Source organism: Candidatus Omnitrophota bacterium, from assembly GCA_028716165.1.
Lineage (GTDB): Bacteria > Omnitrophota > Gorgyraeia > JABMRG01 > JABMRG01 > JAQUQI01.
The window spans coordinates 80,247-95,925 of sequence record JAQUQI010000004.1; the positions used below are offsets into that span (position 1 = coordinate 80,247).

A 15,679-nucleotide genomic window follows, 5' to 3' on the forward strand; every position below is an offset into this window, starting at 1 on the left:
TACGTATGTATCCCCTAAAACTTAGAATTATTATATTGGGCATACTGGCTCTGTTAGCAGTTTTGACAACCTATCTTATCCTTGCGGGATTTTTTGTTTTTGAGAGCAACCCCGAATATCTTTGTTCAATAATACCGTATATCGCGGTTACGGCCGGGATTTTCATTATCCTGTTGCCTGTGTTGTCGCCGCCCGCGGCCGTTTTTATAATTCTTCCCATAACGGTTGTTTCTATCGTCTTGCTTTCGGCCTTGACCGGGCGCCGGTTATATAATGTGTATTCCGGCGTGCTGGCTTTGATCGCCTTAGGTGTGTGGTTTTTCGCGCTTCGCAATACGCGCAAAGCTGAAAAGAAGATGGTTGCGGCGCAAAAAATAAAAGAGGCATCAAATCTAGTCAGGTCGGATTGGGAAAAGACGGAAAGGCTGAATAACGCTTTCTTTGGGCGCTTAGGCAGATACCGGCGGCTTAGAGAAACAGGAGAAGACTTTAGCGCCAGGATATCGCTTGAAAACATATACAAACTGGCGGTAGATACCGCTTACGACATAATACCGGGTTCAGACGCCGCTCTGTTGTTTATCGTTGATGAGGCCAGACAGAGGCTTTCACTGGTTGCGTCCAAAAAATCTTCGCCCATGCCCAAGATAAAGTCCAAAAATGGGGACATCTTTGACAAATGGGTATTCAAGGAGAGGCAGACCTTGAGCGTTGAGGACATAAACGAAGATTTTAGGTTTGATTATAAGCCGCTGGCGGGCGAGCGGGATTTCAAGTCTTTAATCAGTGTTCCTATTATCAATCAGTCGCGGATAATAGGTATACTGCGGTTGAATAGCAGGCAGAGGGGCTCTTATTCGTTTGATGATTTAAGGCTTTTGGATTTCGTTTCAGACCTTGCCTCCGGCTCCATCAACAACGCGCGCCTGTATAAAGATACTGAAGACCTCTCAACGAGAGATTCCCTGACGGGTTTTTATATCCACAGGCATATGAAAACACTTCTTTATGATGAAGTGGACAGGGCTTGTTCCGACAAAAGCCAGCTTTCGGTTATCATGATTGATATTGATCATTTTAAGGATTATAACGATAAATACGGCCATTCCGCCGGGGATAAGGTGCTGTTGGGGGTAGCTCATATTATAGAAGGGGTCATGAAAAAACACGCAGGGTTTATTACAAGGTATGGCGGAGAAGAATTCTTGATTATTCTGCCCGGGCTTGAATTGCGTAAGGCGGCAGGGCTTGCCGAAAAAATCAGACAGGACGTCGCGGGATATAAATTCGTGTTAAGGCGCGAGGAGACAAGCGTGACTATATCTGCCGGGGTCTGCTCTTACTCCGATGAGATGAAAGATAAAGATGATCTACTAAAAAATGCCGATTTTCTTTTATATAAGGCTAAAAAGGAAGGGCGCAATAAAATATGCGCTGCCTGATATCTTTTATATTAATATGCGTTTTATTTATCGCCTGCGCGTTGTTTATAGCGAACGGGCAATTTTTCGGGCCGGTTTTTAGTTTTTCCGCCGCTATCGCCTCAACGGCAGTTTTATTTTTTACCGCTGTTGAGGCATGCGCCATTGTTATTTTCTCAATATTGATGTGCGCGTGTTTTTTATTTTTAAACGTTCAATTGTCTGAAGTCCTGCAGACAATTGTTCTCATTCTGTCCGTATCGCTGGCCGGCGCGCTGTTAAGGTATTCCACGATGGCCCTGCTTGGCATAAAGGAAAAGGTCTTGAATGTGGTCAAGGAGGAGTACAGGTCGTTTTACAAGCTTGATGAAGAACTGAAAGGCCAGAAACTTTATCTTGAAAAAGCGGTCCACGATATAATCAGTCTTTACCAGGCCCCTAAAGAGATGATTGCGGCGAACACGGTTGAAGAGCTTATAGCAAGTATGAGGAAATCAATAACCGGGTATTTTGATTTCCAGAAATGCAAAATAATCATATTTTCATTCAAGGAGAAAGAGCCTAAAATAGATAAAGTTTTTGATCTGGAGCAAGATATAAATACGGGTTGCGTATTAAGTAATTATGAAGAAGCGGCATGCGATTATATGAAAGACAGGAAAGGGCCTTTGTTAATAGACAGGGATGCCAATATGACCTCTCCGGAACCGATAAACCTGCCGGACGGGATAAAGACATATATTGCCATTCCTCTTGTGGCAGGCGACAGGTTAAACGGGGTTTTTTTAATTGAAGGGCCCTTGTCTGCCGATATGATAAGGTTTATAATATTGAGCCACCAGTTTGCTATTGTTCTTGAGAGGATAAGGCTTTATGAGCTTGTGCAGGAGCTTGCCATTACTGACGGCCTTACGGATACATTTGTGCGCAGGCATTTTCTTGAGAGGCTTAAAGAAGAGCTTGCCAGGGCAAGGCATTTTAACACCAAATTGTCTTTTCTCATGATAGACATTGACCGGTTCAAACAATGCAATGATAAATTCGGTCATTTGGTCGGAGACGTGATTTTACGTGAAACCGCTTCAATAATCAAGAACAGCTTGCGCGAGATAGATATTATGGGCAGGTATGGAGGCGAGGAATTTTCCGTCTTATTACCCCAAACCACGAAAAACGGGGCATTTATTGTAGGCGAGAGACTGCGCAAGGCTGTAAGCAGTTCGGGGATAAATGCCTATGACGAAAAGATAGATGTTAATATAAGCATAGGTATTGCCACTTACCCTGACGATGCTGACGAAATTAACCAGCTTATGGACAGGGCCGATCAGATGCTCTATAAGGCGAAAGATTCGGGCAGGAACAAGGTGGTTGTGTACGGTTTTGGCAGAAAGAAATGACCGCCGTATTGCCGTCCGTCCGGGATAAAGATTATGGACAAAAAAGATTTGGCTGTAGGTATTGACCTCGGCGCTACTTTTACGAAAGTCGGTCTGCTTGATGCCCGCGGACATATCATTGTCAAGGCCGCGTTCTTAAGCAAGGAATATGCCTCAAGCGGCAGGCCTATAGACAGGTTGGTCTTTGCCGCGAAAGATATTATGGCCCCGTATTTTCCGCGCGTATCAGGCATAGGCATAGGCGTGCCCGGCCCCGTTGATTATCGTAAAGGTGTGGTGCATAGCCTGACAAATATAAACGGTTGGAAAATGGTCCGTCTCGGTGATATTATGAAGGCGAGGCTTGGCCTGCCGGTATATGTGGATAATGACGCGAACGCGGCCTGTGCCGGAGAGGCCCGATGGGGAGCGGCCAGAGGCTATGATAATGCGGTTTGTATAACGCTGGGTTCGGGTGTGGGCTCGGCTGTAATCATAGACGGCAAAATATTCAGGGGAAGAGGCTATTCAGCGGTTGAGATGGGCCACATTTGTATAGATATAAACGGGCCTAAATGTAATTGCGGCTCCAATGGCTGTATAGAAACCTTTGTTGGGAATAGTTATATTGTTAAAGATGCCGTAAAGGATTTGAAGCGCGGGGCCAGATCTGGGTTATTGAAGCTTGCCCGCGGCAGGTATTCAAATATCACCCCTGAACTTATTGACAGGGCGGCTTCCTCCGGAGACAAGTTCTGCCTGAACGTATGGCGTAAAGCGGGTGAAAGATTGGGTATCGGACTGGCAGGCATAGTAAACACATTCAACCCCGAGATTATTGTCATAGGAGGCGGGCTTTCAAAGGCGGGCAGGCTTTTATTGGATCCTGTTAAAAATACCGTAAATCGCCGGGCAATGAGTGTTTTTACCAAAGACCTTAAAATCAAAAGAGCCAGATTTATTGAGGATGCGGGCATTGCAGGTGCCGCTTCGCTTGTTTTCTCCGAAGAACGAATTTAGGCGCGCCTTCCCGCCGTGCCGTATCCGGGATGGTTTTTTGGCCCGCGCCGGCAAAACCTTGGCGGATCCAACCGTTTTTGCAAAAGGTCAAAATTGTGATTAAGAAAATAATTGTTCCGGTGTTCATGTCGGCCCTGTTTATCTGGTCCGCCACAGGTATATCGTTTATCTGCGGCGTTATTTATGCCGAAGAAGATCCCATTGAGTGCGACGGAGATCAGGTTGAATATTTTGAGTCGGAAAAAAAAGTTGTCGGCACGGGAAACGTTATAATAAAGTATAAGGATATTGAGCTGACCTGCGACAAGGTGTCGGTATGGGCGGAAAGCTATAATGTCCTTGCCCAGGGCAATGTTACCCTTAGCCAGGGTGACGATGTGTTTAAAGGAGAAACAATAAAATATGATTTCAAGAACAGCACGGGCTGTGTGAGTGATTTTTCGGGACAGGTTTTACCATGGTTTGTCAAGGGCAGGCAGGCGGATAGGGTTAGCGAAGACGAATTTATAGTAAGAAAGAGCCTCATTACTACCTGTGATCATGAGATACCTCATTGGAAAATAACTGCCGATAAGATTGATGTCTACCCGGGCAAAATGATTAACACATATAACGCGCTGGCGTGGATTAATCCGTTGTCGCAAAAAGGGCTTGATATACCTGTCATGTGGATCCCTTATTATTGCCATCCCTTAGGTGATGATATGCCCAATGTCTCTCTTGTCCCTGGCAAGAGCAGTGATTGGGGGTATTACCTGCTTTCAGCGTGGCGGTACAATCTTAGCCCTAATCAGAAAGGTTATATACACATTGATTACCGCGAAAAGAAGGATCTTGCCGTGGGGGCTGATTATATATACGATACCCAGCTTTTTGGCAGAGGCAGCCTTTTTGGCTATTATATAAATGAAAGGCAGTTGAAGAGAGACCATTTTTACAGCAAATGGACCGATAAAGACGACGGACAGCCTACGACGGAACGGCAGAAATATATTATGCGCGCCAGGCATCAGTGGCAGGCTTCTGCGAATACGCTTGTGACGGCGGAATTGCATAAATATGAAGACTACAATGTCCTGAAGGATTATTTTTACCGTGATTACGAAAAAGATGAGCGCCCGCTTTCTTATATCCTTGCCGCGCATAACATGAAAATTGGCACAGCAAGCCTTTTGACTCAAAAACGGGTCAATAGATTTGACCAGATGACAGAGCTTTTGCCAGAGGCCAAACTTAATATACACAATCAACGCCTTGGGAGCACAAGGTTTTATTATAAGGGTGATTTTAGGGCCGCGAACATGAACAAGGTTTATCCCAGGCATACGGATGATGACCCCGGCAGTATAGAAGATTCCCAGCATGCTAATATTTTTGATACGTATAACCAGCTTTCCTATCAGGCTAATCTTGGCTTTCTCTCGGTTACGCCATATGCGGGGACAAAGCAGACTTTTCTTGATAGGCGGATAGATATGGATAAAGCCATTATAAGCGGGGCCGCTTATACCGGGGTGGATATCAGTACCAAATTCTATAAGATGTTTGATATTTGCGGCTCTCCTTTGGGCGTGGAATTAAACAAACTGCGCCATATTTTGACCCCATTGTTCGGCTATTTGCATATCTCAAAGCCCACGAAGGATAGCAGTATCATGTTAAGCGGTGGCGTGGAGAGGAAAAGTTCCATAAGTCTGGGCCTTGAAAACAAACTTCAGACCAAGAGAGGGCCTGATAAACAAGAGACGGTTGACTTGGCCATGCTTCTTATCAATACCACATATGATTTTAACTATGACAGCGGTTCCCGGTTTGGGGATTTTACCGCTAAGTTGGAATTAAAGCCCTATAGCTGGCTTACGGCCACATCGGACGCGATCATTGACCCTCACCTGCGTTTTCATCACGAATGGCTTAAGCAAATAAATAATAATATTGATTTTAATCTTGGCAAAAAGGCGTCTTTGGGAATAGGCCACAGTTATCAGGCCGGCGCCAATAATTTGATAGCCCAGGCAAAGCTTGATTTACTGCCCGGATGGCGGATTAGCGTTTATCAGGATTTGGATTTTTTAGCCACGCGTAACGGTGAAAAACAGATAAAGAGCCTTAAGGAACAGGAGTATGTAATAACAAAAGATTTACACTGCTGGGAAATGGATATTAGATTTAATGTCACAAAAGACAGCGGGCAGGAGATCATGTTTATTTTCAGGCTTAAAGCCTTCCCTGATGTGCCGTTTGAATTTGGCAAGACCTATCACAGGCCAAAAGGCGGCTCCCAATCAGGCGAATAAAGCAGGTTGTGATTTATAAAAAAAAGGGGCTCTATCCGCATTTTGATGATAAGCCCCGCGCATTATTGAGCGGCAGTTAACCGGATAAAAGGAGAAAGAATTATAATGAAACCACAAGGCAGTGAAAGGATAGCCGTAATCGGCACAGGTTATGTGGGCCTGGTCACCGGCGCATGCCTGGCTGAAATAGGGCACAATGTGATTTGTGTTGATAATGATAAGTCAAAGATAGATATGCTAAGGCAGGGCCAGATGCCTATATACGAACCCGGGCTTTCGGCGCTTGTATTAAAAAATGTCAAGCGCGGCAGGCTTGTTTTTTCCGATGATATTGCCTATGGCATAAAAATGTCAAAGGTAATTTTTATCGCGGTAGGAACTCCTCCGAGGGCCAAAGGAGAAGCGGATCTAAGCGCGGTTGAGAATGTGGCTGAAATAATTGCCAGAAATATGAATTCTTATAAACTAATAGTGCAGAAGTCAACAGTTCCCATTACGACAGGCGACTGGGTCCAATCCACCATAAGCATGTTCAAAAAAAGGCGGGCTAAATTTGATATCGCGTCAAATCCCGAATTTTTAAGGGAGGGAACGGCGATAAACGATTTTATGCGCCCAGACAGGATAGTAATAGGGGCAGAGACGGAACGCGCTAAAAATACCATGGCTGCTATATACAGGTCAATAAAAACTAAAATAATATTCACGGATATCAAAAGCGCAGAGCTTATTAAGCACGCTTCCAATTCTTTTTTGGCCATGAAGATATCCTTTGTAAACTCCTTGTCAAGGATATGCGATCTTTCAAAGGCTGATATTGATAAAGTCGCCGAGGGTATCGGCATGGACAGAAGGATAGGCCGCGATTTTTTAAAAGCGAGTTTAGGTTACGGCGGGTTTTGTTTTCCCAAAGACCTTTCCGCGTTTATCCATGCCTCGGAACGGCTGGGATACAATCCGGAGCTTTTAAAGGCTGTCGGCAGGGGAAACGAACAGCAGAAGGAATTTTTCTTTAGAAAGATAAAAAGGGCGGTGTGGAATATTGAGGGAAAAAAGAACGCGGTTTTAGGGCTTTCTTTTAAACCCAACACGGACGATATAAGACTGTCTCCTGCCATTGATGTAATAAATATGCTGAAGAAAGAACACGCCCGAATTTCCGTGTTTGACCCGGAGGCAATGGGTAAGGCTGGGCAGGAATTGAGGGGTGTTTCTTTTTGCAAAGACAGTTATGAGGCGGCAAAAGGCGCTGATTGCCTGGTGATAGCCACCGAATGGCCTGTATTCGGAAAGCTTGATTGGGCCAAGGTGCGCCGTATACTAAAGAGGCCTATTGTTGTTGACGGCAGGAACATGTTTGACCCGGCCGAGATGCGCAAGCTTGGTTTTGTTTATGTCAGTATAGGCAGAAATTAAGGTTTTTATTTTTAGGCATGCTCATTAGCAAGGGGTTGAGTACCGCTTGACGCGCGTAAGCCTGGCAAGCGATTGATATATCCGCGGGGTGCATATGATACAAGACGTCAGGGTGAAAAAATTGAAGATTATACCGGATAAACGCGGCAGGCTTATGGAGATATTGCGCGATGACGATGAAATGTTTATCCGTTTTGGGCAGGTATATATGACAACCGCCTTTCCCGGTATCGTCAAGGCATGGCATTGGCATAAAAAACAATACGATTCGTTTACCTGCGTTTCGGGAAAAATGCGGCTTGTTCTTTATGACGCGCGTAAAGATTCCCCGACATCGGGTCAAATAGAAGAGTATGAAATAAGCCTTGACGAGCCCATGGTGGTGCGTATACCTCCAGGGGTCTATCACGGTTTTAAATGTATAAGCAGAAAAGAAGCTATTGTCATAAATACGGTGACCTATGCCTATAACCACAACGACCCTGATGAATTCCGGGTTGATGATCGTGATAATGATATAGATTATGACTGGGAAAAATAATATGAGTTTACCGATAAAAGGGATTGTTCTGGCAGGAGGCCTTGGCAGCCGTTTGCATCCGCTGACGGCCGTTACCAATAAACATTTATTGCCTGTATGGGATAAGCCGATGATATATTATCCGATACAGACGCTTGTCCAGGCAGGGATTAAAGACGTCATGGTTGTGACCGGTGGAAAAAATGCCGGCGATTTTTTAAGGCTTTTAGGCGACGGCAAGGAGCTCGGGCTGGAGCACATAGAATATGCTTACCAGAAAGGCGAGGGAGGCATTGCCGATGCCCTTAGGCTGGCGAGGGATTTTGCCGATAACGGGAATATCGTTGTAATTCTTGGGGATAATATTATTGAGCAGTCGATCAGCCGTTCGGTTGACAAATTTAAGGCCCAGGGCCGGGGAGCGAGAATAATGATTAAAAAAGTTTCTGATCCCCAGCGTTTCGGTGTTGTTGAATTTACCAGATCCGGGAACAAGATACTAAGGATTACCGAAAAACCGGCCAAGCCGAAAACCAAATACGCGGTAACCGGTATCTATATGTATGACGGTTCGGTGTTTGATATAATAAAGGACTTGAGGCCTTCAAAAAGAGGCGAGCTTGAGATTACGGATGTAAACAATGTCTATATCAAAAGAGGCCTTATGCACTATGACATCTTGACCGGATTTTGGACTGATTCGGGGACATTTAAATCGCTTTTAAGAGCAAATAATCTCGCGGCAAAAAAATTTAACAAGAAAAGGCTTTAATGCCGGCTGGCGGACCGGCATAGGCTTGGTTTTAGTAAAATAAGAGGCTAATATGAAAATACCTGCCTTGGATATGAAGGCACAGATTGACCCTATAAGGAAGGAAATAGACAGGGCAATAGGCGATGTCATTGACAAGGGTTCTTTTATACTTGGAGACAGTGTAAGAGCGCTTGAACAGGATATAATTAATTACACTGCCGCGAATTTTGCTATCGGTGTTTCAAACGGAACGGACGCCATCACGCTGTCCTTGCAGGCCCTTGATATAGGCCGTGAAGACCTTGTCCTGTGCCCGGCATTTACTTACTATGCCACCGCAAGCGCCGTTGTCCATGCCGGGGCCAGTCCTGTTTTTATAGATATTGATCCAAAGACATATTGCATGGATTCCAAGGCGTTAGAGGCGCATTTAAAAAAGAAGCCAGGGCTTAACGCGATAAAGGCAATCGTGCCTGTTCATCTTTACGGCCAGTGCGCTGATATGGCCCCTATTATTGAATTGGCAAAAGATAACGGGATCAAGGTTGTTGAAGATACGGCGCAGGCTTTTGGCGCTGAATACATGCCAGGCGTGTCTGGTAAAGGCTCTAGCGTAAAATCCGTTAAGGCCGGGACTATGGGTGATTGCGGCAGTATAAGTTTTTTTCCGGGGAAGAATCTTGGGGCATTCGGAGACGCTGGCATGATACTCGCGCGCGATAAAGACACTGCCGACAAGCTTTACCGTTTGCGCAATCAGGGTTCAGAGGCTGCTAACAAATATAGGCACATATATATCGGGCGCAATAACAGGCTTGACGCTATACAGGCGGCTGTCCTGCGCGTGAAATTAAAGTATATGGATTCCTGGAATAAAAAAAGAATGGAAAACGCTTTATATTATAATAAGGCCCTTAAAGATACATGCCTGGCGCTCCCGTATGTGCCGGTTACCAACACGCACATATATCATCAATATATACTTCGTGCCGCGGATAGCTCTATGCGGGATAGGATTATTAAGCACCTGCAGGCAATGGGAATTGATTCCCGCGTGTTCTATCCCATACCACTGCATCTCCAGCCGTGTTTTTCCTATTTGCGTTACAAAAAAGGCGATTTACCCCAATCCGAAAAAGCCGCGGATACGGTATTCACATTGCCTGTATATCCTGAATTGACGCGGCAGCAGATGGATTATGTCATCCATTCCGTTAAACGAATATTATGATAAGCCTAATGGCGCGGAAAGATGATAAGGGTTTGAAGCGTATCGGGAACAGTTCCGTATCCGCGCAGGCCATGCCGCGGCCCGCGCCCGGTTTACGGGTAAAAATATTTTTTAGGAGAATATAATGCGCGTCCTGGTTACAGGCGGAGCCGGTTTTATAGGCAGTAATTTTATCAGGTATATGTTTTCCAGATACGGCGGCTGCAGTATCACCAATCTGGATAAACTGACCTATTGCGGAAACCGGAATAATTTAGCCGATATCGGCTCGCGTAAAGGCTATAGGTTTATCAAAGCCGATATATGCGATATGGATGCCGTATTTCCGGCGGCAAAAGGCTGTGATGTTATTGTTAACTTTGCCGCTGAGAGCCATGTGGACAGATCAATAAAAGATCCGGAGGGGTTTATAAAAACGAATGTTAACGGCGTGAGGGTATTGCTGGAGGCGGCCGTTAAATGCAAGGTCAGCAGGTTTATCCAGATATCAACCGACGAAGTGTATGGAGACGTCAAGAAGGGTTTTTCAAAGGAAGAAGATGCCCTGATGCCGAATTCGCCTTACGCGGCAAGTAAGGCGGCGGCGGATCTGTTATGCCGTTCATATCATAAGACATACGGCCTGCCTGTTATCATAACAAGGAGTTCCAATAATTTCGGGCCCTACCAGTATCCGGAGAAAATGATACCGCTTTTTTTAACAAATGCTATAGAAGGTAAGCCCCTGCCCGTGTATGGAAGAGGCAAGAATGTAAGAGACTGGCTTTATGTAATTGATAATTGTTCCGGAATTGACTATGTCATGCGCAAGGCCCGTCCTGGAAATATTTATAATATATCAGGAGACAGGAGAATAAAAAACATAAATATAGCCAAAGAGATATTGCGTATTATAGGCCGCGGCGAGCGGTTGATTAGTTTTGTCAATGACAGGCCTTGCCACGACACCAGATACGCTATGGATTCAAAAAAGATTAAAGCCCTGGGCTGGAGGCCTTTGTTTGATTTTGATAAAGCGTTAATGCTGACCGCGCAATGGTATATGAAAAACACTAATTGGTGGCAGGATTTGAAACGCCGGGCAAATATTATAAGGTGGTAATATGATTAACATCATGCTGGTTGCCGGGGCCCGGCCTAATTTTATGAAGATCATGCCTCTTATCAGGGCGTTTAGAAAATACCGAAGCAGTATTAAATACAGTTTGGTGCATACTGGCCAGCATTATGACAAATTGATGTCCGATGTATTTTTTTCGGATTTTGACTTGCCTAAGCCTGGCATAAATTTGGGTATAGGATCAGGGCCTCATGGCAGACAGACTGCCAGGGTTATGGAGGCGATAGAGAAGATATTGCTTCGCAGTAGTTTTAACCTCGTGGTGGTAGTCGGTGATGTGAATTCCACGCTTGCCGCCGCTCTCGCCGCTTCAAAGCTTCATATAAAAATAGCTCATGTGGAGGCAGGGCTTCGTTCGTTTGATAAAAATATGCCGGAGGAGATAAACAGGCTTCTTACGGACCACATATCGGATTATCTTTTTACTACCGAAAGCTATGCCAATACAAATCTTTTAAGAGAAGGCATAGATTCCTCAAAGATATTTCTCGTAGGAGATACCATGGTAGACGCTTTTTATATATGCAAAACAGCAATTGGTAAATCCCGCATACTGAAGGATTTGGGATTGAAAAATAATGATTATGCCGTTGCCACGGTTCACAGGCCGTCTAATGTTGACTGTCAGGATAACCTGAAAAAAATTGTTGATATACTTAATTCGGCCGCAAAGGCCGTAAAGATTATTTTTCCCATGCATCCAAGGACAAAAAAAATGATGGCAGAGTTTGGGTTTAAACTTAATGGTGTGATTTCCTGCCAGCCTTTAGGATACGTGGATTTTCATAAATTACTTCAAAGGGCCAGGCTTATTATGACAGATTCTGGCGGCATACAGCAAGAGGCGACCGTAATGGACATACCCTGTCTGACTTTAAGGAATACAACCGAAAGGCCTGTTACCGTCAAAAAGGGTACTAACTTAATAGTCGGTTTGAATAAGGCCAGGGCCTTGAAGGCAGTAAATGACATACTCGCCGGCAGATGGAAAAAAGCGGAGCCGATACCGGAATGGGACGGTAAGGCCGCCGAGAAAATTACCAAAATTATATTAAGACAACAGGAGAATATATGTTTAAAAGGTTGACCAATCTTATCAAGACAAAGCGCGCTAAATTATGCGTTTTAGGGCTTGGTTATGTAGGGCTTCCCATTGCGATAGAGTTTGCCAGAAAAGGTTTTTTTGTTTACGGTTATGATACCAAGGCTTCCAGGATAGGCGCATTGAAATCAGGGCATTCTTATATAGATGATATATGCGGTAAGGATATAATGTCCGTGTCGGATAAATTCCAGCCTTCTGATAATGCTGATGTCTTGTCCGAATCGGATATTATCATAATATGCGTTCCAACCCCTTTGCGAGTCAATAAGACGCCCGATATGTCTTTTATATTAAAAGCAACACGGGCTATATCCGATAAGCTAAGGCCCGGCCAGCTTATCATATTGGAAAGCACTACATATCCCGGAACCACCCGTGATATAATGCTGCCTATCCTTGGGAAAAAAGGCCTGCTGCCGGAAAAGGATTTTTTTCTGGCTTTCTCGCCCGAGCGGATAGACCCCGGAAACAAAAAATATTCGTTTTCAGGTATACCTAAAGTAACAGGCGGTATCAGCAAATTTTCAGGCATACTTGCGGCCAGTCTTTATGAGAAGGCCGTAGGCAGGGTGATACGCGTTTCTTCCGCCGAAACCGCTGAAATGGTTAAACTGCTTGAAAACACATTCAGGAACGTTAATATAGGTCTTGTCAATGAATTCGCAATGTTATGCCACAGGCTGAACATTGACGTATGGGAGGTCATTGAGGCGGCAAGCACCAAACCGTTTGGTTTTATGCCTTTTTATCCTGGGCCCGGAATCGGAGGGCATTGCCTGCCCTGCGATCCTTTATATCTTTCCTGGAAAGCCAAAAAGATTGGTTTTAAGACAAGCATGATAAACCTTGCTTCAAAGACCAATATTTTTATGCCGCATTACGTTTCAGAGAGGGTAAGCAGAATTCTGGCGGATAAAAAGATAAAACTTGCCGCGGCACGGATACTCATATTAGGAGTGACCTATAAAAAAGATATAAAGGATTTAAGGGAATCGCCGGCATTAGATATTATAAAAATACTGCAAAATGGAAACGCCCGCGTTTCTTACTATGACCCGTATATACCGTATCTGGATACCCATAATGCCCGGCTTGAATCGGTAAAGCTTTCTCCCGCCGTTTTTAAAAAGCATGACCTGGCCGTATTGGTCACCGATCATCAGAGGTTTAACTATGGGTTTATAGCCAAAAATACGAGGCTTATATTTGACGCTCGGAACGCTTTCGCGAAAGTTGGTATATATTCAGACCGCATAATAAAACTTTAATTCTTATTGTGTAAGGAGGGTATTGAATGAGTTTAAATTTGGTAACCGGGGGGGCCGGATTTATCGGTTCAAATATTGTTGAGGCATTATTATCCAAAGGCGAAACTGTCCGTGTCCTGGACAGCTTTATTACCGGCTCAAGGCATAATCTGGATTTTACAGATAAACATAAAAACAGAGGCTGTTTTGAGCTTATAAAAGGCGACATCAGGAGCAAGGCGGCCCTGCGCAAGGCGCTTAAGGGCGTTGATTATGTGTTCCATCAGGCGGCGCTTCGTTCTGTTCCGAAATCTGTTGATGACCCCTTCCTGACCAATGATATTAATGTCAATGGCACATTAATGCTTTTGTTCGCGGCAAAACAGGCCGGGGTAAAAAGGTTTGTTTATGCGTCAAGCTCCGCGTGCTATGGGGATACACAGCAATTTCCGCAAAGGGAAGATTTTAATCCGCGGCCCATATCCCCATACGGCGTATCAAAACTTGCGGCGGAGAATTATTGCCATACATTTTCAAAGACATATGGGCTGGAAACCGTGTCATTGCGTTATTTCAATGTGTTTGGGCCCCGCCAGAATCCGGAGAGCAGGTATTCGGCGGCAATACCGGCGCTTTTGTCAAGGATGCTTAATGATAAGCCCCCTGTAGTTGAGTGGGACGGCGAGCAATCGCGCGATTTTGTCTATGTAGGAGATGTCGTAAACGCTAATATTATCTGCGCGCATGCGAAAGCCGTCTCCGGCTCTGTTTTTAATGTCGGCCTCGGAAACAGTGTGTCAATATTATGTATAGTAGACGCTATTAATAAACTGCTTGGGACATGCCTAAAGCCGGAATTTGCCCCTAAACGATCAGGAGACGTGCGCAGGACATACGCTGATATTACAGGCATACAAAAAGTGGTCAGTACCAGAACGGATTTTTATGAAGGATTGCGTCTTACCGTGGAATGGTTTAAAAACAATCCCAGGCGCCTGGTTTCTGTTTAGGCAGACAGGGAATCTGTTAAAGATTGATTCCGTTGATTGTGGACGCGCGAAATCATGTTCGTCTATAATGTGGTTTTAAAAAGAAGGAGATAGGATGCGGATATTGTTAACCGGCGGCGCAGGGTTTATTGGCTCCCATCTATGCGCTATGCTTTTAGAAAAAGGCCATGATGTAATATGCATGGATAATTTGATTACAGGGTGTATGGATAATATCAGCCATCTATCCAAAGATGCGCGTTTTAAATTTATTAACAATGATGTTTCAAATTATATAGATGTTGACGGGCCGATTGACTGTGTAATGCATTTCGCCTCTCCCGCAAGCCCTGTTGATTATCTTAAGCACCCAATAGAAACATTGAAGGCAGGTTCGCTTGGCACGCATAATGCCCTGGGAGTTGCCATTAAATATAAGTCAAGGTTTTTGCTTGCCTCAACCAGCGAGGTTTATGGAGATCCGTTGGTAAATCCCCAGCCGGAGGAATATTGGGGCAATGTTAACTGCGCAGGCCCGCGGGGTTGCTATGATGAAGCCAAACGTTTTGCCGAAGCCATGACATTGGCTTATCACAGGAGCCGGGGCCTGGATACCAAGATAGTGCGCATTTTTAATACATATGGCCCCCGTATGAGAGATTACGACGGAAGAGCTATACCTAATTTTATCTGCCAGTCTCTTCAGGGTAAGCCCGTAACAGTTTATGGAGACGGTTTGCAGACAAGAAGTTTTTGCTATGTAAGCGACCTTATTGACGGGATATACCGGCTTTTGTGTTCAGCCATTAATGAGCCTGTAAATATCGGCAACCCCAATGAAATGACATTGCTTGATCTCGCCCGGGAAATAATCAAGCTTACCGGCTCTTCAAGCAGGATAGAATATAGGCCCCTGCCCGTCAATGACCCGAAAGTTAGAAGGCCCGATATAGGCAAGGCGCAAGCAATGCTTGGCTGGAAGCCTGTTATGGAGTTGCGCGAAGGATTGCGGCATACCATAAATTTTTTTAAAGGCGGAAATGTCTGAAACATTATTAATAAACGCCTCCCGTCTTTATGCCAGCTTAGAGTATCCGTTCTTGAAATCTGCCCCCTATTTCGCGCGGGGAATATATTGATATTTATGCTATTTTATGTTATACTTAATAATTTACAACAG

13 protein-coding genes are annotated in these 15,679 nt (G+C 44.7%); all 13 read left to right on the forward strand.

Annotated features, from left to right (window positions below; translation table 11 throughout):
* The first annotated feature begins 5 nt into the window (after positions 1-5).
* Positions 6-1,442, forward strand: coding sequence for a sensor domain-containing diguanylate cyclase (locus PHV77_03580; protein ID MDD5504378.1), 1,437 nt, complete (start codon positions 6-8; stop codon positions 1,440-1,442).
* Positions 1,430-2,821, forward strand: a complete 1,392-nt coding sequence (locus tag PHV77_03585) for a sensor domain-containing diguanylate cyclase (protein ID MDD5504379.1) — start codon at positions 1,430-1,432, stop codon at positions 2,819-2,821. The genes PHV77_03580 and PHV77_03585 overlap by 13 nt, the downstream gene beginning before the upstream one ends.
* 33 nt (positions 2,822-2,854) lie before the next feature.
* A complete protein-coding gene (locus PHV77_03590; protein MDD5504380.1) occupies positions 2,855-3,820 on the forward strand; it encodes an ROK family protein in 966 nt (321 codons plus the stop codon).
* 95 nt (positions 3,821-3,915) lie between these two features.
* Entirely contained in the window at positions 3,916-6,117 is a 2,202-nt protein-coding gene (locus PHV77_03595) for a hypothetical protein (GenBank protein MDD5504381.1), read from the forward strand.
* A 105-nt stretch (positions 6,118-6,222) separates the two neighbouring features.
* On the forward strand, positions 6,223-7,533 hold the full coding sequence (locus PHV77_03600) for a UDP-glucose/GDP-mannose dehydrogenase family protein (protein ID MDD5504382.1): 1,311 nt from the start codon (positions 6,223-6,225) through the stop codon (positions 7,531-7,533).
* Between the two features lie 94 nt (positions 7,534-7,627).
* A complete protein-coding gene (locus tag PHV77_03605; protein MDD5504383.1) occupies positions 7,628-8,074 on the forward strand; it encodes a dTDP-4-dehydrorhamnose 3,5-epimerase family protein in 447 nt (148 codons plus the stop codon).
* Positions 8,075-8,087: 13 nt separating this feature from the next.
* On the forward strand, positions 8,088-8,825 hold the full coding sequence (locus PHV77_03610; protein MDD5504384.1) for a sugar phosphate nucleotidyltransferase: 738 nt from the start codon (positions 8,088-8,090) through the stop codon (positions 8,823-8,825).
* A gap of 52 nt (positions 8,826-8,877) precedes the next feature.
* The gene (locus tag PHV77_03615) at positions 8,878-10,038 is read left to right on the forward strand and encodes a DegT/DnrJ/EryC1/StrS family aminotransferase (protein ID MDD5504385.1); all 1,161 of its coding nucleotides are present in this window, start codon (positions 8,878-8,880) and stop codon (positions 10,036-10,038) included.
* A gap of 124 nt (positions 10,039-10,162) precedes the next feature.
* A complete protein-coding gene (gene rfbB, locus PHV77_03620; protein ID MDD5504386.1) occupies positions 10,163-11,140 on the forward strand; it encodes a dTDP-glucose 4,6-dehydratase in 978 nt (325 codons plus the stop codon).
* Between the two features lies 1 nt (position 11,141).
* Positions 11,142-12,245: a UDP-N-acetylglucosamine 2-epimerase (non-hydrolyzing) gene (wecB, locus tag PHV77_03625; GenBank protein MDD5504387.1), complete on the forward strand. Its 1,104-nt coding sequence runs from the start codon at positions 11,142-11,144 to the stop codon at positions 12,243-12,245.
* Positions 12,230-13,531: a nucleotide sugar dehydrogenase gene (locus PHV77_03630; protein MDD5504388.1), complete on the forward strand. Its 1,302-nt coding sequence runs from the start codon at positions 12,230-12,232 to the stop codon at positions 13,529-13,531. Before wecB ends, PHV77_03630 begins: the two co-directional genes overlap by 16 nt.
* Positions 13,532-13,557: 26 nt before the next feature.
* Complete coding sequence (locus PHV77_03635; GenBank protein ID MDD5504389.1) at positions 13,558-14,520, forward strand: SDR family oxidoreductase; 963 nt, start codon at positions 13,558-13,560, stop codon at positions 14,518-14,520.
* Positions 14,521-14,614: 94 nt separating this feature from the next.
* The gene (locus PHV77_03640) at positions 14,615-15,547 is read left to right on the forward strand and encodes an SDR family oxidoreductase (GenBank protein ID MDD5504390.1); all 933 of its coding nucleotides are present in this window, start codon (positions 14,615-14,617) and stop codon (positions 15,545-15,547) included.
* Positions 15,548-15,679 lie beyond the last annotated feature (132 nt).